At 57.6% G+C, this 21,955-nt stretch carries 15 protein-coding genes; 9 read left to right on the top strand and 6 right to left on the bottom strand.

The genetic code is table 11. The features are described 5' to 3' along the window. Nucleotides 1-86: 86 nt before the first annotated feature. Nucleotides 87-986: a 3-hydroxyisobutyrate dehydrogenase gene (mmsB, locus tag ACYX4K_RS12210; protein ID WP_476178701.1), complete on the bottom strand. Its 900-nt coding sequence runs from the start codon at nt 984-986 to the stop codon at nt 87-89. Nucleotides 987-1,282: 296 nt separating this feature from the next. On the opposite strand from mmsB, the gene pulA reads away from it, so the two are divergent. Then, the gene (pulA, locus tag ACYX4K_RS12215) at nt 1,283-3,841 is read left to right on the top strand and encodes a type I pullulanase (RefSeq protein WP_475091853.1); all 2,559 of its coding nucleotides are present in this window, start codon (nt 1,283-1,285) and stop codon (nt 3,839-3,841) included. Between the two features lie 76 nt (nt 3,842-3,917). Here pulA and ACYX4K_RS12220 read toward each other — a convergent pair whose 3' ends face one another. Continuing rightward, nucleotides 3,918-5,024: an enoyl-CoA hydratase/isomerase family protein gene (locus ACYX4K_RS12220; RefSeq protein WP_475091852.1), complete on the bottom strand. Its 1,107-nt coding sequence runs from the start codon at nt 5,022-5,024 to the stop codon at nt 3,918-3,920. A gap of 185 nt (nt 5,025-5,209) precedes the next feature. Here ACYX4K_RS12220 and ettA point away from each other — a divergent pair, with 185 nt between their 5' ends. Beyond that, complete coding sequence (gene ettA / locus ACYX4K_RS12225; RefSeq protein WP_475091851.1) at nt 5,210-6,874, top strand: energy-dependent translational throttle protein EttA; 1,665 nt, start codon at nt 5,210-5,212, stop codon at nt 6,872-6,874. A gap of 133 nt (nt 6,875-7,007) precedes the next feature. Next, the gene (locus ACYX4K_RS12230; protein ID WP_475091850.1) at nt 7,008-8,840 is read left to right on the top strand and encodes an ATP-binding protein; all 1,833 of its coding nucleotides are present in this window, start codon (nt 7,008-7,010) and stop codon (nt 8,838-8,840) included. Between the two features lie 60 nt (nt 8,841-8,900). Here the strand turns inward: ACYX4K_RS12230 and ACYX4K_RS12235 are convergent, their stop codons facing one another. After that, entirely contained in the window at nt 8,901-10,625 is a 1,725-nt protein-coding gene (locus tag ACYX4K_RS12235) for a 7TM diverse intracellular signaling domain-containing protein (RefSeq protein WP_475091849.1), read from the bottom strand. Nucleotides 10,626-10,878: 253 nt separating this feature from the next. Further along, complete coding sequence (gene katG, locus ACYX4K_RS12240; protein WP_475091848.1) at nt 10,879-13,095, bottom strand: catalase/peroxidase HPI; 2,217 nt, start codon at nt 13,093-13,095, stop codon at nt 10,879-10,881. Nucleotides 13,096-13,307: 212 nt separating this feature from the next. On the opposite strand from katG, the gene ACYX4K_RS12245 reads away from it, so the two are divergent. Further along, the gene (locus ACYX4K_RS12245) at nt 13,308-13,784 is read left to right on the top strand and encodes an NYN domain-containing protein (protein WP_475091847.1); all 477 of its coding nucleotides are present in this window, start codon (nt 13,308-13,310) and stop codon (nt 13,782-13,784) included. A gap of 57 nt (nt 13,785-13,841) precedes the next feature. On the opposite strand, the gene ACYX4K_RS12250 is transcribed toward ACYX4K_RS12245, so the two are convergent. After that, complete coding sequence (locus tag ACYX4K_RS12250; RefSeq protein WP_475091846.1) at nt 13,842-15,557, bottom strand: diguanylate cyclase; 1,716 nt, start codon at nt 15,555-15,557, stop codon at nt 13,842-13,844. Between the two features lie 209 nt (nt 15,558-15,766). Here ACYX4K_RS12250 and ACYX4K_RS12255 point away from each other — a divergent pair, with 209 nt between their 5' ends. From ACYX4K_RS12255 to ACYX4K_RS12265, 3 genes are all read left to right on the top strand, one after another. Continuing rightward, complete coding sequence (locus ACYX4K_RS12255; RefSeq protein WP_475091845.1) at nt 15,767-16,576, top strand: MOSC domain-containing protein; 810 nt, start codon at nt 15,767-15,769, stop codon at nt 16,574-16,576. Nucleotides 16,577-16,613: 37 nt separating this feature from the next. Continuing rightward, nucleotides 16,614-17,579, top strand: a complete 966-nt coding sequence (locus ACYX4K_RS12260; protein ID WP_475091844.1) for a questin oxidase family protein — start codon at nt 16,614-16,616, stop codon at nt 17,577-17,579. Between the two features lie 66 nt (nt 17,580-17,645). Beyond that, nucleotides 17,646-18,194 carry a thioredoxin family protein gene (locus tag ACYX4K_RS12265; RefSeq protein ID WP_475091843.1) on the top strand — a complete coding sequence of 183 codons (549 nt, stop codon included), beginning with the start codon at nt 17,646-17,648 and terminating at the stop codon, nt 18,192-18,194. A gap of 184 nt (nt 18,195-18,378) precedes the next feature. Here ACYX4K_RS12265 and ACYX4K_RS12270 read toward each other — a convergent pair whose 3' ends face one another. Further along, nucleotides 18,379-19,086 carry a glutamine amidotransferase-related protein gene (locus tag ACYX4K_RS12270; protein ID WP_475091842.1) on the bottom strand — a complete coding sequence of 236 codons (708 nt, stop codon included), beginning with the start codon at nt 19,084-19,086 and terminating at the stop codon, nt 18,379-18,381. Between the two features lie 216 nt (nt 19,087-19,302). On the opposite strand from ACYX4K_RS12270, the gene ACYX4K_RS12275 reads away from it, so the two are divergent. Continuing rightward, nucleotides 19,303-20,040: an OmpW/AlkL family protein gene (locus ACYX4K_RS12275; RefSeq protein ID WP_475091841.1), complete on the top strand. Its 738-nt coding sequence runs from the start codon at nt 19,303-19,305 to the stop codon at nt 20,038-20,040. 289 nt (nt 20,041-20,329) lie between these two features. Further along, nucleotides 20,330-21,931, top strand: a complete 1,602-nt coding sequence (locus ACYX4K_RS12280; protein ID WP_475091840.1) for an AbgT family transporter — start codon at nt 20,330-20,332, stop codon at nt 21,929-21,931. The last annotated feature ends 24 nt before the right edge of the window (nt 21,932-21,955 follow it).

Below are 21,955 nucleotides of genomic sequence, written 5' to 3' on the forward strand. Positions count from 1 at the left end.
GCCTCCTGTTACCGGGACCCGGAGGCTACGAAAATGCAGGTGCTCCCCACTTGATCCAGATCAAGTGGGGAGCGATTGATAACCCGTCAGTCACCTGCCGGGCGGCGAAACAGATTCTGGATAGACGAGAAATCCAGCACCCGATTAATCGGGTCACCTCCGTGCAGCTGATACAGGTTTTTCGCCAGCGCGCCGAGGGGAGTCGATGAGGCACTGCCTGCCGCGGTATCCATGGCCAGTCCCAGATCTTTCAGCATCAATGCCACGGAAAAGCCCCCCTGATACTCCCTCGAAGCGGGAGCAGTTTCCATCACCCCCGGGTAGGGATTGTACTTTTCCAGCGACCAGTTGCCGCCGGAGCTCGCAGCCATGATTTCCGACAGCACCGACGGATCCAGGCCATTATCCACTCCCAGCTGCAGTGCTTCGGCGGTACCAATCATATGAATCGCCAGCAACATGTTGTTGCAGATTTTCGCTACCTGTCCGCTTCCCGCAGGCCCCGCATGAAAAATATTTTTGCCCATGGCCTCCAGCACCGGGCGCGCCCGAGCGATGGCGCTTTCCTCACCACCGCACATAAAAGACAGTGTTCCCGCTGAAGCGGCGGCGGTGCCACCGGATACCGGTGCATCCAGTGCGGCAATCCCGCGCTCTCCAGCGGCGGCAACGAGCTGCCGGGCATCGTTGGCGGCAATGGTGGAACAATCGATCAACAGGGTATCTGTATCCATTGCCTGCAACAGACCGTGCACACCGAGGTACAAAGTCCGCACCGCTTCTCCACTGGGCAACATGGAAACCACCGTATTGGCGCCCTCAGTGGCGGCAAGCGCACTGTCCGCCTTGTGGCAACCACTGGCCACGGCGTTTTCCAGCATCGGCGCCGACAGGTCAAACGCGGTAACCGTGAAGCCTTGCTTCACCAGGTTCGCGGCCATGGGACCACCCATATTGCCGAGACCAATAAATGCGACCTTCTCCATCAAATCATCCTTTTATATTTATTGTTCGCTCCCCGTCCAATGATCAGCGATCCAGACCAGGGGAGCCGACACCATACTACTCAATTTTTATCACGGGGGATGGGCTCCGGGACAACCGGCAGCCCACTGCAACGGCAGTTTTCGCGCCATATCAACCCACTACGCCCCGATCGGGGAGGATGCACGCCAACACACTGCGCCACTAGTCTGCAGACTGCGGTTTTCATCTGTCGAAGCCACAGCGGTATCGTGACATTCGGCCCATAACTCCAATAAATAAAATACGGTACTCAGCGATGATCAAGCCAACCCCCGGTGGCCGGCAACGGCTATGCACCTTTCCCAGCCTGTTACCCTGCCTGTTACTTGCCACTTTTTCCGCCCATGCCTCGGCGGACTGGTATTTCCGCGGCACGGCCAATGGCTGGGCCGCCGAAGCCCTGAGCCAGGTCAGCGACACCCAATACCAAACCTGCCAGAGCTTCGCCGGCGGCGATGACAACGGCGGCCCCCGTTTCAAGATCGACAAATCCGGCAACTGGCAGGAGGCCTACCCCGCCTCCGATTACAGCGTAACGGCGTATACCAGCTACGACATCACCTTCTACAGCGACAGCAAGACCATTCAGGTTGCGGAAGTCGCCAGCTGTGACGAGAGCGGTCCCGCAAGCAATTTCTCCAGCCTGTACTTCCGCGGTACCGCCAACGGCTGGAGTGCGAGCGCCATGGAGCTGGTAGCGGACAACACCTGGCAACTGGCGGTCAGTTTTGACGGCCTGGCCAACCAGCGCTTCAAGGTCGACGTTTTTGGTGACTGGAGTCAGAACTATGGCGACAGTAACGGCGACGGTCATCTCGAGCAGAGCGGCAGTGATATTTATACCGGTGTCGCTGGTGACTACCTGCTTACGGTGAATGATGCCAACCTGAGTTACTCACTGGATCCGCTCGGCTGTGACCAGAATTGCGGTGGCGATGTGCAGCAGCTCGGTGCGGTCTACACACCCCAGCAAACCACCTTTTCGCTCTGGTCACCGGACCACAGCGACGTGCAGCTGGTGCTCGACGGTCAGAATTACCCGATGAGCAAAGTCTCCGCCAGCGCCCTCGCGGGCACCGGTCTCACGGATATTTACTCGATAGCCGTGGCCGGCGACTGGAAATTGCAGCCTTACTACTTCGTGGTCAACGGGGTAGCAGTACGCGACCCCTACGGCAAAATGGTGGAACCCAATACCAACAACAACATTGTCATGGACATGTCGCGCACCGAACTGGCCAACGGCTGGTCGGTGCGACCGGTTCTGCACGCGCGCGAAGATGCGGTCATCTACGAAGTGCACGTGCGCGATTTCACCATCGCTGCGGAATCCGGTGTGAGCAGCGATAAGCGCGGCAAGTTTCTCGGCATGGTGGAAAGTGGCTCACTCCACAACGGCGTCGCAACCGGCATTGACCACCTCAAGGAGCTCGGAGTTACCCACGTGCAACTCTTGCCGGTGTACGACTTTGGCTCCTGCCCCGACGTGACCGACAACACCTGTTACAACTGGGGCTACGACCCGCGCAATTACAGCATCCCGGAAGAGCGCTACTCGCTGACTCCCTATGACTATGAAAACCGCGTGCGCGAGTTCAAGCAGATGGTAGATGAATTTCACAAGGCCGGACTGCGCGTGATCATGGATGTGGTGTACAACCACACCTATTCCAAGGAGATGTTCGAAGCGATTTCCACCAGTTACTACACCCCCACCGATCTGTCCGGAACCGGCAACAGCATTGATGCGAATGTACCCATGGTGAGCCGCATGATTCGCGACTCACTGGAATACTGGGTGGAGGAATACAATATCGATGGCTTCCGCTTCGACCTGATCGGTATTTTTGATTACGACGAGGTGGGGGAATGGGGCAGCTACCTGAACCAGCGATTCCCAGACCGGAACCTACTGCTCTACGGCGAGCCCTGGAACGGCTACGCCTCGGACCCGCGGGAACTGGAGCGGGTACGTCTCGGTACCATCGGCCGGATTCACGAAGCGCGGGTGGGAGTATTCAATCCAAAATTCCGCGAGGCGATCAAAGGCCAGAACGACAACGGCCACTGCAACCCCGGCGACTGCTTTGCCTTCAACAATAACCCGGACACCTGGCGCATTGAAGTGGGCAGCCGAGGCGCCCTCCGCTACACCCACAACAAGGACACCGCGATCGACAGCTGGGATCCGATGTTTGCCATGGACCCGGAACAGAGCATCAATTATGTCTCCGCCCACGACAACCTCACCCTGCGCGACAAAGTATTGCAGTGGGCCGACCTGAACGGCATCAGCCGGGACAGCGGCTACCTGCGCCGCATCCAGAAGTTTGCCAATGGAATCGTACTCACCAGCCAGGGTATTCCATTCCTGCACGGCGGCGTGGAGTTGATGCGCGATAAACAGGAAGACCACAACAGCTACCAGTCCCCGGACGCCATCAACCAGTACAACTGGCACTGGAAAATCGACAATGCCGATGTCTACGACTACTACCGGGATGCGATCGCACTGCGTCGCGCCCACCCGGCGTTCCGCCTGACCAGCTGGGATGACATCAATCAATACGTCACCAGCCAGCGTCCGCGCTACGGCGTGATCGTGAACCGCATCAATGGCGCCGCAGTGGGCGACAGCTGGCACGACGTGATCGTGATTTACAACAGCGCAGACAATTATCAATTTGATCTGCCCGCCGGTGAGTGGAAAGTGGCAATGGAGAAGTCCGACCCAGCGGCCGGTAACGGACGGATAGTAAGCGGCAGCGTCATTGCCGAAGGTACTGCGGTCACCGTGCTCTACCGGGACCAGTAGCAGCGGCGCCACAAGTGCGAAAGAATGGTCTGCAGGAACTTTGGGGCGGTATCACCGCCCCTTTTTTATAAAGCCGTTACAGATCGGACAAAGGATTTTTCCCATCCCATGGACTGGCAAAGCACGCGTCCACCTGTGCGAGAGTCACATCTTCAATCGCGGCCGGCTGCCACTGCGGGTTGCGATCCTTGTCGATCAACAGCGCGCGCACGCCCTCCTTTACCTGCCCGTTGCCACACATATTTACCGCCAGCGCCAGTTCCATCTGCAGCACCTGCGCCAAAGACATATGCCGGGCCCGGCGCAGTTGTTCCCACACGATCCACGCGGTAAGCGGACAGCCTGCCTTCAGGGTTTTGGCGGCACGCTGCAGCCAGGGATCTTCCCCGCTGTAGTCGACGATATCCCGGTACACCTCCGGCAGGGTCGCGGCGTCGGTGAGCTGCTGGATCACATCGTAGTGTTCGCGCAGATTCGGCACCGGGTGATCCGCCGCGCCCAATTCCAGGGACTGCACCGCGCGGCTGACCCGGGCGTGGTCCTGCTGATCCCCCCCTGCAAATTCCAGCGCCGCCAGTTTGTCGATCAACGCCTGTTTCGCATCACTCGGCAACAGGCGGTCCGCCATGCCGCAATACAGCGCATCGGTGCCATTGAACTGGGCACCGGTGAGGCCGAGAAACAGACCGGTACGGCCGGGCATCCGATTCAGAAACCAGCTCCCGCCCACGTCCGGAAACAGGCCAATGGTAATTTCCGGCATTGCCATACGGGTGGACTCGGTAACGATGCGGTGACTGGCACCACTCATAATGCCGATGCCCCCACCCATCACGATGCCATTGCCCCAGACCACGATCGGTTTCGAATAGGTGTGAATGCGATAGTCGAGGCGATACTCGCGGGTAAAAAAGTCCTGCACAAACCGGCTCGCGCCCTGCTCGCCGTAGCTGCCAGATTCCCGGTGCAACGCCACCACATCGCCACCGGCACACAGGGCTTTCTCCCCAGCCCCGTCGATCCAGATACAGCCAACACTCTCGTCCTGCTCCCAGGCATCGAGCTGGGCGGCCAGAATATCGATCATGTCGAGGTTCAGGGCATTGAGTGCTTTGGGCAGATTCAGCGTCAATTTGCCAAGCGCGCCCTGGCGCTCAACGAGTACGGGTGATTCCTGGGGCATACTGGTTCCGGATTGTGCTATTTGAAGCAAAGTTAAACATAGATACGGTAGCAGTGGCATTACCCGGGGCTTCCCCGAAAGGTGACTTAACCGGCGATTAAAAAAACACCACCAAGCGCAGGTTGAAGTTTTCCAACAAACTGATAACTTGCGCCCAAATTCTGACCGACTGGATTAGAGCTCTAATGGCTGAATACGTTTACACAATGAACCGCGTGGGCAAGGTTGTTCCGCCCAAGCGTGAGATTCTGAAAGATATTTCCCTGTCCTTCTTCCCCGGCGCCAAAATCGGCGTACTGGGCCTGAACGGCGCCGGCAAATCCACCCTGCTGCGCATCATGGCAGGCGTCGATCAGGACTATAACGGTGAAGCCCGCGCCATGCCCGGCATCAACGTCGGCTACCTGCCCCAGGAACCGCAGCTGGACCCGGCCAAAAACGTGCGCGGCAACGTCGAAGACGGGATGCGTGAAGCCATCGACGCCCTCGCCGGCCTCGAACAGGTCTACGCCGACTACGCCGAACCCGACGCCGACTTCGACGCCCTAGCGAAAAAACAGCAGCAGTTCGAAGACGTCATCCAGGCCTGGGACGCCCACAACCTGGAGCACCGCCTGGAAGTGGCCGCCGACGCCCTGCGCCTGCCGCCCTGGGATGCCGACGTGAACAACCTGTCCGGTGGTGAGAAGCGCCGTGTGGCCCTGTGCCGCCTGCTGCTGTCCCGCCCGGACATGCTGCTGCTGGACGAACCCACCAACCACCTGGACGCGGAATCCGTGTACTGGCTGGAGCGCTTCCTGCACGACTTCGAAGGCACCGTGGTCGCCATTACCCACGATCGCTACTTCCTCGACAATGTAGCCGGCTGGATTCTGGAACTGGACCGCGGCCACGGCATCCCCTGGGAAGGTAACTACACCACCTGGCTGGAACAGAAAGAGAAGCGCCTGGAGCAGGAACAGAAAGGCGAGCAGGCCCGCGCCAAGGCCATGCAGAAAGAACTGGAGTGGGCCCGTCAGAACCCGAAAGGCCGCCAGTCCAAGAACAAGGCCCGCCTGTCCCGCCTGGAAGAAATGCAGTCCCAGGAATTCCAGTCCCGCAACGAGACCAACGAGATCTACATTCCGCCGGGTGAGCGCCTGGGTGACAGCGTGATCGAGCTGAACAATGTCAGCAAAGCCTTCGGCGACCGCGTACTGATCGACAACCTGTCATTCCGTGTACCCAAGGGTGCCATCGTCGGTATCGTCGGCGGTAACGGCGCGGGTAAGTCCACCCTGTTCCGCATGATCAGCGGCAAGGAACAGCCGGATTCCGGTGAGATCAAGATCGGGGAAACCGTGCAGATCGCCAGCGTCGACCAGAGCCGCGAAAACCTGGACGACAACAAGACCGTGTGGGAAGCCGTATCCGACGGTCACGACATGCTCAAGATCAACAACTACGAAGTGGGCTCGCGCAACTACATTGGCCGATTCAACTTCAAGGGCAGCGACCAGCAGAAACGCGTGGGCGAACTTTCCGGCGGTGAGCGCGGCCGCCTGCACCTGGCCTACACCCTGAAGCAGGGCGCCAACGTACTGCTGCTGGACGAACCGTCCAACGACCTGGACATCGAAACCCTGCGCGCCCTGGAAGAAGCCCTGCTGAGCTTCCCCGGCTGCGCCATGGTCATCTCGCACGATCGCTGGTTCCTGGACCGGGTGGCGACCCACATCCTCGCCTACGAGGGCGACAGCAACGTGGTGTTCTTCGAAGGCAACTACACCGAGTACCACGAGGACTTCGTGGCCCGCAACGGTGAGAATGCCACCCCGCACCGGATGCAGTACAAGAAACTGAAAACCTGATACTTTCGCACGTCGCAGTATAAAAGCCCGCGCCCGCGGGCTTTTTTATTGGCATGTAACCAGATTGCAATATTGCCGGTATTCACTGAATTGCGTAATGTGGTGGAAAAGCGATACCAATTGATACCGGCCTATGAATGATCCCACAGGAGTCCAGCTTTCATCCGGGCGCAAATTACTTCCCATTGCGCTACTCACCGCGGCTCTGATCGGTATCAGTGAATGGGCCGTCGACACCTGGGTTCCACAGAGTACTGCCCCCCTTGGCCTGACTATTCGAATCGTTTTTGTCACATTGCTACTGGTCACCCTTTGGCACTACCTGCTGCGCAGACAGCGAAAGCTCAACCGGCAACTGACAAAGTTACTGGAGTACCAGGAAAAGCTGAACGCACGCTACCAGCGAGAACTGCTCGAGCGGGAGGCCACCGAAGTGGCGCTGTCGGACCAGCTTCACTTTCTGCAAGTTCTTACAGACGCTATTCCGGCGCCGATTTTCTATAAAAATGCCGAGGGTATTTATACCGGCTGCAACCGGGCGTTTGAGGCTTTCCTGGGCAAGCCCCGCAGTGAAATTGTCGGACGTTCGGTCTACGGTGTCTCACCGGGCCCACAGGCAAAGATCTATCACGAAAAAGATCTTGAGTTGATGCGCCAGCGCGGGCACCAGGTGTATGAGTCTCAGGTGGTTTACGCGGACGGCACCCTGCACGATGTCATATTCAACAAGGGCGCCTACGAACTGGAAAATGGACGTCTCGGCGGCCTGATCGGCGTCATTCTCGATATCACTGATCGCAAGCAACTGGAGAGGGACCTGATTCAGGCGAAGGAAAAGGCAGAGTTTTACAGCCGCTCGAAAACCCAGTTTCTCACCAATATGAGCCATGAGATCCGCACACCGCTCAATGCCATTGTCGGGTTCAGCCAGGTACTGCACAACCGCAGTGAAGGAATTGAACTGCCCCGGGACTTCCACTCCTTTCTGGAAAAAATCTCAATCAGCGGGCAGCGGCTGGCAGAGCTGGTGAATGACGTGCTGGATATTTCCCGAATCGAGGCGGGAAAAATTGAGGCGGTGGAAGAGGATTTTCCCCTGCAGCGACTGCTCGATTGCATTCTGATTTCCTGCGAGCCCGAGGCCCTGCGCCAGGGTGTGCACATTCACTGCGATATCGACCCGGCCCTGCCCGAGTACATTCGCAGCGACCGGGGCAAACTCTCGCAGATTCTGATCAACCTGATCGCCAATGCGGTCAAGTTCTCCCCGGCCAACAGCAGCGTCGAGCTCAAGCTGCAAAAACAAGCTAAAGCGCAACTGGCCATTGATGTAACGGACAGGGGGATTGGTATTCCGCCGGAGCAGCAGGCGATCATTTTTGAGCCCTTTGAGCAGATCGACAAATCCCTGCAGGGGCAGGCGCGCGGTACCGGTCTTGGCCTCCCCATCACCCGCAGCCTGGTGGAGCTTCTGGGAGGGAGTATCGACCTGGAAAGTGACGGCAACGCCGGCACCTGCTTTAAAGTCCTTTTGCCGCTGCAGGAAGGTAATCCGGAGCCCTCGGGCGCGATTGACGGGGAAGTCTCCCACACCGCGCTCACCGGCAAACAGGTACTTATTTTTGAAGACAACCCGCTAAACCAGGCCTTAATGCAGGCATTCTGTGACGACCTGGAGCTGTGCGCGACCTTCGTCACCAACGGGCGCGACGGTGTTGAAAAAGCCCGGACGCTGCGTCCAGATCTGATCTTTATGGATGTGCAGTTACCGGGGCTAACGGGCATCGAAGCGACACGGGAAATCCGTCAGGACCCGAGCATTGGCAGTACGCCGATTATCGGTCTTTCCGCGGCGGCCTTCAGTGATCAGCAAAGTGCAGCGCTCGACGCCGGCATGAACGGCTACCTCACCAAACCCATCGCCTTCCCGCAACTGATTGCAGCGATGAAAAGCCACCTGGACTAGCCAGCCCTGCCGGGCTGTATTGACAAGCAAGCCCTGAAATACCGTAAACAAGCGGGAACTTCAGACCGTTAGCGCACGACCCCGCGGCTCTTCGACGCCATCAATGATAACAACCCGATTTCTGCCGCGCTCTTTTGCCATGTATAGCGCCTTGTCCGCTTCTTCAAACAGTTGTATGGCGGAACTCAAGTTGCCATCCTCATAACTGGCCACTCCGATACTGACACTCAACGGGACACCATCACACTCGGTTTTCGCCACGGCTTCCAGCAACCGGTTGGCAATCCTGTTTGCCACCTGTCGATCACATCGTGGAAGCAGCACCGCAAATTCCTCTCCGCCGTAGCGGCAGGCAACGGCCGGCTTGCGCACCAGTTTACCGGTGAGCTGCCCGACGGCCCGCAGAGCCTCATCTCCCCGGGCATGCCCGAGGCGATCATTAATGGCTTTGAAATGATCCAGATCAAGCACCACCAATGCGAGCGGAGTGCCATTGCGCGCGGCCAGAGAGAACTCCCTCGCCAGAAGTTCGTCAAAATGGCGGCGGTTAAACAGGCCTGTCAACTGATCGGTATGCCCCTGGCGCTGAATCTCGCCGACCCGGGCACCCAGGGCGAGAGACAGCAACACCATCTCGATCAAAGCGCCGACCTGAAACGCATTGTGGGTAACAGCATTGTGCGGCAGCACACCAAAGGTTTTGAAAATATACATGACCACCGTCCACATCAGCGTGATCCATGCGATCAGAAAGTACCGCGCGGAGACGGAGCCCCGCCACACACTGACAGCGCCGACCGACAGTGAAGTCAATGAAACAATCAGCGCAGCAACCGAAAACACTTCCGTCATCGTTGCATAGTCGACAAACGGCGCGAGGATTGTCAGTAAGATCACACAATATCGCAGCAGGCCACAGTATCTATCGATCCCGGGCGCCAGCCGTTTCAGGTTGCAAATCAGTCGGGCAAACTGAATGGCAAAAGTCAATGTGAGCCCCAGCGCAAGAAGCAACGCGCGATTTGCAATCCAAGGGAAGTCAGGCCAGATAAACTGGAACGCAAAACCGTTCAGTACCGCGAAGAACAGACCACAGCTGATGCTGTACCCCATATAGTAGGCGTACGCCGGGTCCCGCAACGCCAGAAACAGGAACAGGTTGTACAGCACCAGCACCAGGAAGCCGCCGTAGTAAATGCCGTACAACAGCTGCTCTACTCCAAGGCGTGGCAGATAGGCTTCCTGACTGCTGACGGACAGACCAATATTGACACTGCCAGCGGAGGCGAAACGTAGGTAAAAGGTTTGCCGGCTTCCGGCTGGTAGTGTCACCGGAAAAACGAAATCCCGCAGGGCCAGCGGACGGCTGCCAAAGGGCTGGTGGTCGCCGGTGCGAATATGTTGCCACTGCCCATCGCCAAGTGGCGCCCAGAAATCCAGGTGATCAATCAGTACATAGTCCTGTCGGATAATCAGCGGCAGATCGTGCTCGGTGGGATTTTCCAGAGTGAACGCCACCCAATAAGCGGCGTCACTAAAACCGAAATTTGCCGCGTCCTTCCGCCATGGCGAAAGCCTGCTGGCAAGCGCAACGGGGTCCAGTTTTTGCGCCGGCAACGTCTGGTCGCGATCGATAAAGAGCTGTAAATGTGAAGTAAGGGAGTGAGTAGGCTGGCCGGGTTCGACCTGAACCGTGTCGCCATAGACCACCCATGACGCAAAAATCCACGGCGCACATAGTAAGAAAGTGCGTATGCAATAATAGAGGGCGCCGATCAGTTTCATCCCTAAACCTAACCCAGTGAAGTCGAATCATTGTCTGCAGTGCCACACTTTTTGATGGTGTCCGGCAACTGGCTCTGCTGCACCTGATCGTCAGGCTGTGAAAATACTATCACACTGTTTAGAGCTGCCCCCAATGTAGTGGCCAATCCAATCTCCCGATAGAAAATGGGCAGCCTGAGGCTGCCCATTAGGGTCCCGCGTCCTGCTTGCGGTGATTATCTATCCCTGCAAATCAATCCCGTGAATGTCTGGATCAGTTCAGGTCAAAGCGGTCCAGGGTCATCACTTTGGTCCAGGCTTTGACAAAGTCGTTCACAAACTTCTCGTCGTTGTCGCTGGCTGCATACATTTCTGCAACCGCACGCAGCTCAGAGTTGGAACCGAAGATCAGGTCTACCGGAGTGGCGGTCCACTTCAGTTCGCCGGTCTTGCGGTCCTTGCCTTCGTACAGGCCATCTTCCTTGAAGGATTTGGACCACTTGGTGTCCATGCTCAGCAGGTTGACGAAGAAGTCGTTGCTGAGAGTGCCCGGCTTGTCGGTGAAGACACCGTGCTTGCTGTTGTCGTAGTTGGCACCCAGGGTGCGCATGCCACCGACAAGAACACTCATTTCCGGCACGCTCAGGTCCAGCAGGTTGGCGCTGTCTATCAGCATATCCACCGGCATCAGGTGCGCTTCCTCACTGTAGTAATTGCGGAAGCCGTCGGCCTTGCGCTCCAGGAAGCCGAAGGACTGAACGTCGGTCATTTCCTGGGTGGCATCGTTGCGACCCGGCTTGAACGGCACGACAATCTCATAGCCGGCTTTTTTCGCCGCCTGCTCGATTGCCGCCGCACCGCCAAGTACGATCATATCTGCCATGGACACTTTCTTGCCGCCGCGTGCCTTGCGATTGAAGTCCTGCTGAATAGATTCCAGCTGGGCGAGAACTTTGTTCAGTTCCTGCGGGTTGTTTACCGGCCAGTCTTTCTGCGGCGCCAGGCGAATGCGTGCACCGTTGGCACCACCGCGCATGTCGGTTCCGCGGTAAGAGGAAGCGGAGGCCCATGCGGTGCGCACCAGTTCCGGTACAGTCAGGCCGCTATCCAGCACGGTTGCTTTCAGGTTCTTCACGTCGCGATCGTTGATCAGCTTGAAGTCCACCTGCGGGATCGGATCCTGCCAGCTCAGCACTTCCGCCGGTACCTCGTCACCCAGGTAGCGCGCACGCGGGCCCAGATCGCGGTGAGTCAGCTTGAACCAGGCTTTGGCAAAGGCCAGCTGGAACTCTTCCGGATTCTTGTGGAAACGCTCGGCGATTTCCTTGTACTTCGGATCGAAGCGCATGGACAGGTCGGTGGTGAACATCATCGGCGCGTGGCGTTTACCTTCAACGTGCGCATCCGGAACGAATTTCACCTGCTCGGCGTTTTCCGGTTCCCACTGGGTGTGGCCCGCCGGGCTCTTGGTTTTTACCCACTCGAAACCGAACAGGTTATCCAGGAACTGGGAGCTCCAGGCGATTGGGTTTGCTGACCAGGCACCTTCCAGGCCGGAGGTCACGGTGTCTTCCGAGTGCCCTTTACCGCACTTGTTTTCCCAACCAAAGCCCTGCTGTTCAAGGGGCGCGTCCCCAGGAGCAGCACCGATACACTTCTCCGGCTTGTGCGCGCCGTGGGCCTTGCCGAATGTGTGGCCCCCGGCAATCAGGGCAACGGTCTCTTCGTCACTCATGGCCATACGACCGAAGGTATCGCGAATGCGGTGACCGGCAGCAACTGGATCCGGGTTACCATTGGGGCCTTCCGGGTTTACATAGATCAGCCCCATGTGGTCCGCGGCCAGAGGCTTCTCCAGCTTGTCGCCATCGAAACGTTTGTCGTTGCCGAGCCACTCGCGCTCGGAGCCCCAGTAGACAACGTCGGCTTCCCAGTCGTCTTCACGGCCACCGGCAAAGCCAAAGGTTTCGAAGCCCATGGATTCCAGGGAAACGTTTCCGGCCAGCACCATCAGGTCGGCCCAGGAAATGGCGTTGCCGTATTTCTGTTTTACCGGCCACAGCAGGCGGCGGGCTTTATCCAGGCTGACGTTGTCCGGCCAGCTGTTCAGAGGTTCAAAACGCTGCTGACCGCCACCGGCGCCACCGCGACCATCGTATACACGGTAGGTACCGGCACTGTGCCAGGCCATACGGATAAAGAAAGGACCGTAGTGGCCGTAGTCTGCTGGCCACCAATCCTGGGAGGTGGTGAGGACCTGTTCGATATCTTTTTTGATCGCGTCCAGATCCAGCTTGCTGAAGGCTTCGGCGTAATCGAAGTCTTCGCCCATGGGGTTGGACTTTTCTGCATTCATGCGCAGGGGTTGCAGGTCGATACGGTTTGGCCACCAGTCCCGGTTGGACATCGGCTCGCCGGACGGCGCAGCATTGGCGTTGACAGAGAGGGCTGTCGCCAGGGCTACCGCCAGGGAGAGGGATTTCTTGAGCATTGGATTGCGTTCCTTATAGTCTCATCTATCGGACGAGGGAATCCTATAGGGTTACACAATCACCTTGAAATTAGGCGTTGTTATCGTCTCAATTAACACAGACAATCCATGAGAAAATTTCGATAGCCTACAGATATTACCCTGATAAGCGGCGCTAATTCATCGAACAAAAACCAACCCGGCACCCCCAGCCTCATACACACAGAATCGCCATGGAAAAAGTCGCCCTCTTTGTCGACGTGCAAAACGTCTACTACACCACCCGGCAGGCATTTCGCCGCAACTTTGACTACAACGCCTTCTGGTCCCGGGCCACGCAAGCCCGAAAGGTAACCAGGGCCATTGCCTACGCCACCGACCGCGGCGATAAAAAGCAGCGGGAGTTTCAGAACATTCTCAGAGCCATCGGTTTCGAGGTGAAGCTGAAACCCTTTATCCAACGCGCCGATGGCTCTGCCAAAGGCGACTGGGATGTGGGAATTACTATTGATGTACTGGAATATGGCAGAGACGCCGATACGGTGGTGCTGGTATCGGGCGATGGAGATTTTGATTTGCTGGCGGAAAAGCTGCGCCTTGGTTACGGCAGGAAGGTGGAGGTATATGGCGTCGCACCACAGACATCCGCCTCCCTGATCAATGCCGCGAGTCAGTTTATTCCGATCGAGGATAACCTCCTTCTGCGCTGATATTTGTCAGCAGTGAAAACGGCCCTTGGTAAACTCCTGTGAGCGGCCGTTGCCAGCCTATGAGGTTGCCGCCACAAAAGTCCGCTGTGTTGTCCCGTGTTCCGGATTGCGCGGCGCCAGCTCAACGCGGTTGCGGCCGGTATGTTTTGCGCGATACAGCGCAGCATCTGCCGCCTCAAACAACTGAATCGCTGACGAGTAGTTTCCTTGTTCCAGGGCTGCGACACCACAGCTCACGGTAAGAGAAATATCGTTCAGGCTCAGCTCCGCAACCAGGTGACGTAACCGCTCCGCCACAATTGCCGCTTGTGCACGGTTCGTGCGCGGCAATAGAATCGCGAATTCTTCCCCTCCATAACGGCAGGCCACGACCGGTTTACGAATCTGCTTTCTGACCAACTGCCCCAGTGCAGCGAGAGCCGCGTCGCCCCGCACGTGCCCCAAGCCATCGTTGATGACCTTGAAGTGATCCAGGTCAAGAATCAGCAGCGCCAGAGGCGTCCCATTGCGCTCGGCACTCGCAAACTCCTTCGGTAATCGCTCGTCGAAATGGCGGCGATTGAACAGTGTGGTCAACGGGTCTAGATAGCCACTCCGCTGAATCTCACCAACCCTCGCCCCCAGCGCCAGGGAAAGCAACACCATCTCCAGCAGCGCCCCCACCTGGAAGGCATTATGGGTAATACTGTTGTGCGGCAGCAGGCCAAATGTTTTCAGCATATAGATAACCACACTCACCAGTAGTGCCGTCCACCCAACGAGAAAATACCGCGCGGACACCGATCCCCCCAACAGACTGAGCACACCCATCACCATAAACAGCATGGAAAGCACCAGGGTCAGAATTGCCAGTATCAGAATCATGGGGCCATAGCTGACGAAGGGCGATATGGCAGTCAAAGGGAGCAGTGCGTACAGCAACACCCGGGCCAGTAGATCCGTGCGCGGAGCCAGCTGCGGACCCGCACATACAGTGCGCACAAACTGGATACCCAAAATCAGCGTGAGGCCAAGCAATGCCACCAGGCTCTGATTCGCCAACCAGGGATTTTCCGGCCACAGGTACTGGTAAGAGACACCGTTGTGCACTCCGAAATAGAGCCCATAACAGATTGCATACCCCATATAAAAGGCATAGGCGCGGTCGCGCACCGCGAGAAATAAAAATAGGTTGTAGACCACCAGCACGATGAATCCACCGTAGTAGATACCAAGCAGCAGCTGCTCTTTACTCAGCTGGGGAAGCAGTGCAATCTCGCTGCTGACACTGAGCCCGATATTCATGGAGCCCGCAGTCTGATAGCGCAGATAGTAAGTCCGGGTGGCATTACCGGGCAGGGTAATCGGGAAGATAAAATCCCGCATATTCAATGGACGAGTGTCGAACGCGCGGCGATCGCCGGTTGCAATCTGAGTCCAGCTGCCGTTGTCTGTGGGTTGCCAGAAATCCAGGTAATCGATCAGCGGATAGTCCTGACGGAATACCAGCTCGAGGGGCGCAGCCGTGGGATTATGCAGGGTGACCGCAACCCAGTAAGCGGCATCGCTGAAACCGAAATTGGTCCCGTCACCCTCACTGGTGCACCAGCGTCCGGAGAAATCGGATTCCGCGACATCGCGAAAGCTCAGGCCACGGTGCTCGTCAACCAGTATACGAAGGTATGGAGAAAGACTCTGAGGAGACTGTGCGCCGCCCACAACAAAGGGCTCTGCCCGGACACTGACCGAGACAAAAATCATTGCCACACACAAAAGCCACTTCGAGAGACCCATCGCCGTCACTCCGTTCTTATTTTTCTACTTGCTACCGTAGTTTAATGCGCACACCCAATGTATCACTATTCATCGCGGTGGTATTGACTCCGTTTGTCCCAAATGCGAATGCGGGCGTTCCAGTTAGAGCTTCGCTGCTACCTCCTGTACCATGACGGCCGTGATGCGCTAATGCCGGCCAGATAAATCCCCCTACTCCGGAGCCACCAATGGAAATTTCCGCGCTCTATCACTTCCCGGTCAAATCTCTGCAGGGCCATAAGACCAAATCCCTTTCGCTGGACACCTATGGTGCGGTGAACGACCGCCGCTGGATGCTGGTAGATACCGACAATCAGTTCGTCACCCAGCGCCGCACCCGTGCCATGGCTCAACTCAAAGCGGCGGTGACCGCGACGGGCTTACAACTGGAAAGTGCCAGCGGTGAGCGGTTCGAGGTAAATCAGCCTGGCGCTGATTCCGAGCTGAGAAGCGTGCGTGTGTGGGGTGATGATGTGACAGCCCGGGATGCGGGCGATGATGTAGCGCAATGGCTGAGCGACCAGCTGCAGTCACCGGTACGACTGGTGGCCCAGGGGGCGGAGTTCCAGCGCCCGCTGGAGGCGCCCCGACAGGATCGCCAGGTCAGCTTCGCGGACGCGGCGCCTTTACTGGTTATCAGTCAGGCCTCCCTGGACGATCTCAACAGCCGCCTGACTGAGCCCGTATCCATGCTGCGCTTCCGCCCGAACCTGGTGGTCAGTGGCTGTGAACCTTTTGCAGAAGACGACTGGAAAACCCTGATTGTCCACACCCAAGACGGGCCCGTGACCTTCGACTGTACCCATCCCTGCGCCCGCTGCGCCATTCCCGGGCTCCACCCGTTTACCGGTCGCGCTCAGAAAGAGCCGCTGAAAACCCTGGCCAGCTACCGGCGCTGGGAAGATGGACAGATTTACTTCGGTATGAACCTGGCCCCGGCCACTGCCGACCAGCCCACGGCAACCATACAATTGGGAGACCCCGTAGAAATCCGCTAGCCTGTTTCAATCCGTTTGCCAGACAGGGAGAAACCCTATGAGTATCACCCGCGACTGTGCACAATTGCTGGAAGCAGGCAGTCGCTACCACGTGCACTACGGCGATCGCCTCGCCAACCACCTGCCCATGGTACTCATCGCCCTCGACAAACTGAGGGCTCCCCCTGATTGCCTGCGGCACGCGTTCGATCGCAGCACACCGCATCTGCAACCGCGCCCGGCGAGTCCAGTGGAACAGATCAGCGATCCCGTACAGGGACGCAACCGCGAAGATCGCTCCCCCAGCGTGCTGAATTATTACGAACGCCAGCTCAAACAGCTTGGTATCGCCAAATGTCTGCAACAGGAGCTGCCACCACTGCTGCCGTCCATGGCCACGGCCGCATTTCACGGGCTGATCCGTACCGCTTATGGCATCGACGCCCGCCACCTCGAAGAAGTGGCCATGGGCCTCACTTACTGGAACCTCGACTATCACGAATTTGCCAGCAGCGATCAGCGAACTCCCGCTTCACCAGCCGAAATCCTTGCCGCGGTGGCCAGTAAATACCCCGCCATTCCCCTAGCACCGGGAAATATTGCCGATCATATGCAGTCCGTTACCGGCCAACCGGGCTGGATGGATACCCCTATTCAGCCGCAATCGATTGGGCTGGAGGATATTGCGGATGTCGCCATACACGCCTATCTCGGCACCGGCGACTTTACCCTGCTCCACGGTGTAACCGGCTGTCACGCACTGCGTCTGATCCTGCCCTACTGCGACGATCGCGAAGCGGCACTGCGCTATTTCTGGCAAGGGCTGGTGATCGCGTATTTGAGTACCGGACCGAAAAATATTCTGCCCATTGAGAAGAGTGAACTGCGCTCCATTTCACAACGACAGGCGGAGATTGTAGAAAAGGCGCTGCACAGTGACGACGATCATGTGATCAAGCTGGCGTACAGTGCCCTGGAAGAATTCCATTACTATGGCAATTCCGCGTACCTCCGCGCGCTTTAAAATTCACGACATGTAGCCTCCCAAATAAAAACCCGCTTAACTTCCTGCCAACAAAAGGAATTTTTTATGGCATTGACTCCATCCACGATGATCCCGCTAGGCACCAACATTCCCGCCTTCACCCTCCCCGACGCGGAAGGCAAAACCATCAGCAGCACCGACTACGCCGGCAAACCGCTACTGGTCATGTTTATCTGCAACCACTGCCCCTTCGTAAAACACATCGCCGACGCCCTCACCACCTTCGCCAACCAGACCATGCCCAGAGGCCTCGGTATCGTCGCCATCAACAGCAACGACTTCGCCAGCTACCCCGAAGACAGCCCGGCAAAAATGCGCGAGGAAATAGCACTGCGGGGATATCCGTTTGCCTATTTGGTGGATGAAGATCAGTCCGTCGCCAAGGCCTTTGACGCGGCCTGCACACCGGACTTTTTTCTGTTTGATCAGGAAGGAAAGCTGGCTTATCGCGGCCAGTTTGATGGCAGTCGACCAGGGAATGATGAGCCTGTGGACGGAAAGGATTTACTGGAGGCTGTGGATAAGATTCTGACTGGCGAGAAACCGAGCGAAGATCAGACGCCGTCTATCGGCTGCAATATCAAGTGGAAATAACGTGCTTACGAAGTAAATAGGTGAGCTGAAGTCAAAGTGCTGGGTATCTGTTTTCGAAAGCGTCGGCGACATGGACGTCGCCGACGCAGCGTACAGGGATGTATCCACAGCGGTTTCGAAAACAGATACCCAGTGCTTTGGCGCCACGAGATGACAACAAAGCACCTTGACTGTGAGATGCTACCTACGAAGCACTCTTCAAAAAAGCCAACATCCAGCGCGCCACCGCGCTCGCATGGATATCGTTGTGCAGGGACTCTTTGCCCTTCTCCACCATATCCACCCCGAACACCTCCTGACGCAACTCCATCAGGCCCTTCGAATACGGTTTGGTAAACTCCGGGTGCGCCTGCATCGTAAGCATGTGCTCACCCACCTGCAGCATCGCATAAGGACAGAAATCACTGGACGCAATCACCTTTGTCTTCGGCGGCAATGCCACCACCTGATCCTGATGACTCACCAGCAGACTGAACTGATCCTGCGGCTCCACCATCCAGCCCGGCGTCTCCTGCACCTCATAACTGTGCACACCCACACCCCAGCCCTTCTCCGACTTGCGCGCCTCACCACCCAGTGCCTGTGCAATCAACTGGTGACCAAAACAGATCCCCAGGGTCGGCTTCTTCCGGCGGTGCAGCTCCTGCACAAACGCCATCAACGGCGCAATCCACGGCTGATCATCGTAAACACCGGTTTTGCTGCCCGTCATCAGATAGGCATCCACCTCATCAATATCTTGCGGATACTGCCCGTGCTGCACCTCGTAGGTCACAAACTCCAGAGACAGATCCTCCCGCTGCAGCAGCGCCGCAAACATCTCCGGGTATTCACCAAACTCATCCACCAACTGTGGCCGCACATCATCCGTCTTCAGAACACCAATTTTCATCTCTTCACCTACACTACACCGGAAGTCCGAATTTGTGATCACATTATTGCGCCAGGACACGCCTCTAACAACCCTGCACACACCCGGAGATGGAACCTTTGACAGGCTGGCACCGGATAAGACGCGAAAAGGTTACGTAAACCAACGCCCGACTAGACTCAAAGTGTTGCGCGGATCCGATGTTTTGTAACGCCATGTAGTTCAAGGAGCGACCTCATGAAAACTCTCAGCCTCGCCGCCGCCCTTATAGTGGCCTCTCTGGGCGCCAATTACTGCCTGGCGGATTATGAACAGGGGGACGTTGTTGTCCGCATCGGCTGGGGCCTTGTGGATCCGGATGACGACTCCGACCTGCTGCGCATCGACAATAGCATCTACCTGGAGGATACCCGTGTCTATGTAGACGATGGAGACAGCGCAACCTTTACCGCCAGCTGGCTGTTCGCCGACCACTTCGCTCTGGGGCTGCTGGCTGCCCTGCCATTTAAGCACGACCTCGCGGTGGCTGGCCTGCCGGATCCAAACGGTGGCCTGCTGGGCAAAGTCGATCTCGGCAGCATCGAGCACCTTCCCCCCACCCTCACCGTACAGTGGTTCCCAGTGTGCAAGGAATCCTGGGTGCAGCCCTATGTGGGTATCGGTGTGAATTTCACCACCTTTATGGACGAGGACATCAGCAACGTCGCCCAGGAATACTTTGAGGACGTGCTCGACGCCAGCAGTAACGCCACACTGAGACTGGATGACTCCTGGGGCCTGGCCGGCGAGCTGGGGATCGACATTATGTTCGGCCGCGACAGCAACTGGCTGTTTAACGCGGCCGTCTGGTATCTGGACATCGATACCAAGGCGAAAATCGACTTCCGCACCAACCAGGGCTACAACACCCGCATCACCACCGATGTGGATATCGACCCCTGGGTGTATTCCGTCGGTCTCGGTTACAAATTCTGACCATACCGTTACGCGGGCACCGCCGGTGCCCGCGCCCGCCCCTGCCCTATCGCCCTGCCCCGTTCTGCCCAGCCCTGCGCAAACCCTGACAAACATTGCATTCTGCGCCAATTAACTGGCAGCATGTCCTTTATTAAACCGATAATTGGGCGGAACATTGCCCGAAAATTGCATAGCCAGAGAATAAAAACCGGTATCGCTGCGCCAAAAGGCATCGCTGTCATTTTTCATGTATGATTGCGCGCCATTTGATCATTTTTTAGCCGGCAGGCGAGCCACAGGAGAAATAATGACGACATCCACTTCCTCGAGTGACATCCAGCCTGCCGGGCCTGGTAAGAAAACCGCATTTACCCGCTTCCTCGATACGGTCGAGTGGCTGGGCAATCTGCTCCCTCACCCCATTACCCTGTTCGCCATGTTCGCCCTGGGCGTGGTGGTGTTGAGTGGCATCGCCTCATTCTTCGATCTCTCGGTGATCGATCCGCGCCCGGAAGGCGCCGCCGGCCGCTCCGCAGACGGGGTCATCCATGTGGTGAACCTGCTCTCCGGTGAGGGGCTCAGGACTATCGTAACCACACTGGTCACCAACTTTACCGGTTTCGCCCCCTTGGGCACGGTACTGGTGGCCCTGCTGGGTGTGGGCATTGCGGAACACTCCGGCCTGCTGTCTGCCGCCGTGCGCGGCATGGTGCTGAAGGCCTCCAAGCGCACCGTCACCGTGATCGTGGTGTTCGCCGGTATCATCTCCAATACCGCGTCTGAGCTGGGCTATGTGGTATTGATCCCGCTGGCGGCAATGATCTTCCACTCCCTCGGCCGCCACCCGCTGGCCGGTCTGGCCGCGGCCTTCGCCGGTGTCTCCGGTGGCTACAGTGCCAACCTGTTGCTGGGCACCGTGGACCCGCTGCTGTCCGGTATCACCGAATCCGCCGCGCATATGATCGACCCCAACTATGTGGTTGGCCCGGAAGTGAACTGGTACTTCATGATCATCAGTACCTTCCTGATCACCGCCCTGGGTAGCTGGGTGACCATGGCGATCGTCGAGCCCAAACTGGGCAAGTACGACAACAGCGAAGCCTCCGTGGACCTGTCCCAGGACAAGATGACCCAGCTCACCGCCGAGGAAAAGCGCGGCCTGAAGTTCGCCGGCCTCGCGGTACTGGGCGTGTGTGGTTTGCTGGCACTCACCATCGTGCCCGAGTGGGGCGTACTGCGTAACCAGGAGACTGGCGCCGTGGCCGGCTCCCCGTTCCTGAAGGGCATTGTGGCGCTGATCGTGGTGTTCTTTGCGATCCCGGGCTTTGTCTACGGCAAGACCGTGGGCACTATGAAGAACGACCGTGACGTGATCGACGCCATGTCCAAGAGCATGGGCACCATGGGCATGTACATCGTGCTGGTGTTCTTCGCCGCGCAGTTCGTGGCCTTCTTCAAGATGACCAACCTGGGTACCATCTTTGCGGTGCTGGGTGCCGAGGCCCTGCAGAGCATTGGCCTCACCGGCCCGATTCTGTTCCTGTTCTTTATCATGATGTGTGGCGTGGTAAACCTGAGCCTGGGCAGCGCGTCGGCCCAGTGGGCGGTGACCGCGCCGATCTTTGTGCCGATGCTGATGCTGCTGGGCTATGCGCCGGAAGTGATCCAGGCGGCCTACCGGATCGGCGATTCCGTGACCAATATCATCACGCCAATGATGAGCTATTTCGGTCTGATCGTGTCTTTCGCCACCCGCTACAAGAAAGACCTGGGCATGGGTACGCTGATCTCCACCATGATCCCCTACTCCATCTTCTTCTTTATCGGCTGGACCGCCCTGTTCTTCCTGTGGGTGTTTATTGCCGGCATGCCGGTGGGACCGGGCGCGGCGACTTACTTCAATATGTAAATCCCAACCTCCTCCTGACTTCCC

The sequence above is a fragment of the Microbulbifer sp. ABF4_107 genome, from assembly GCF_056312215.1.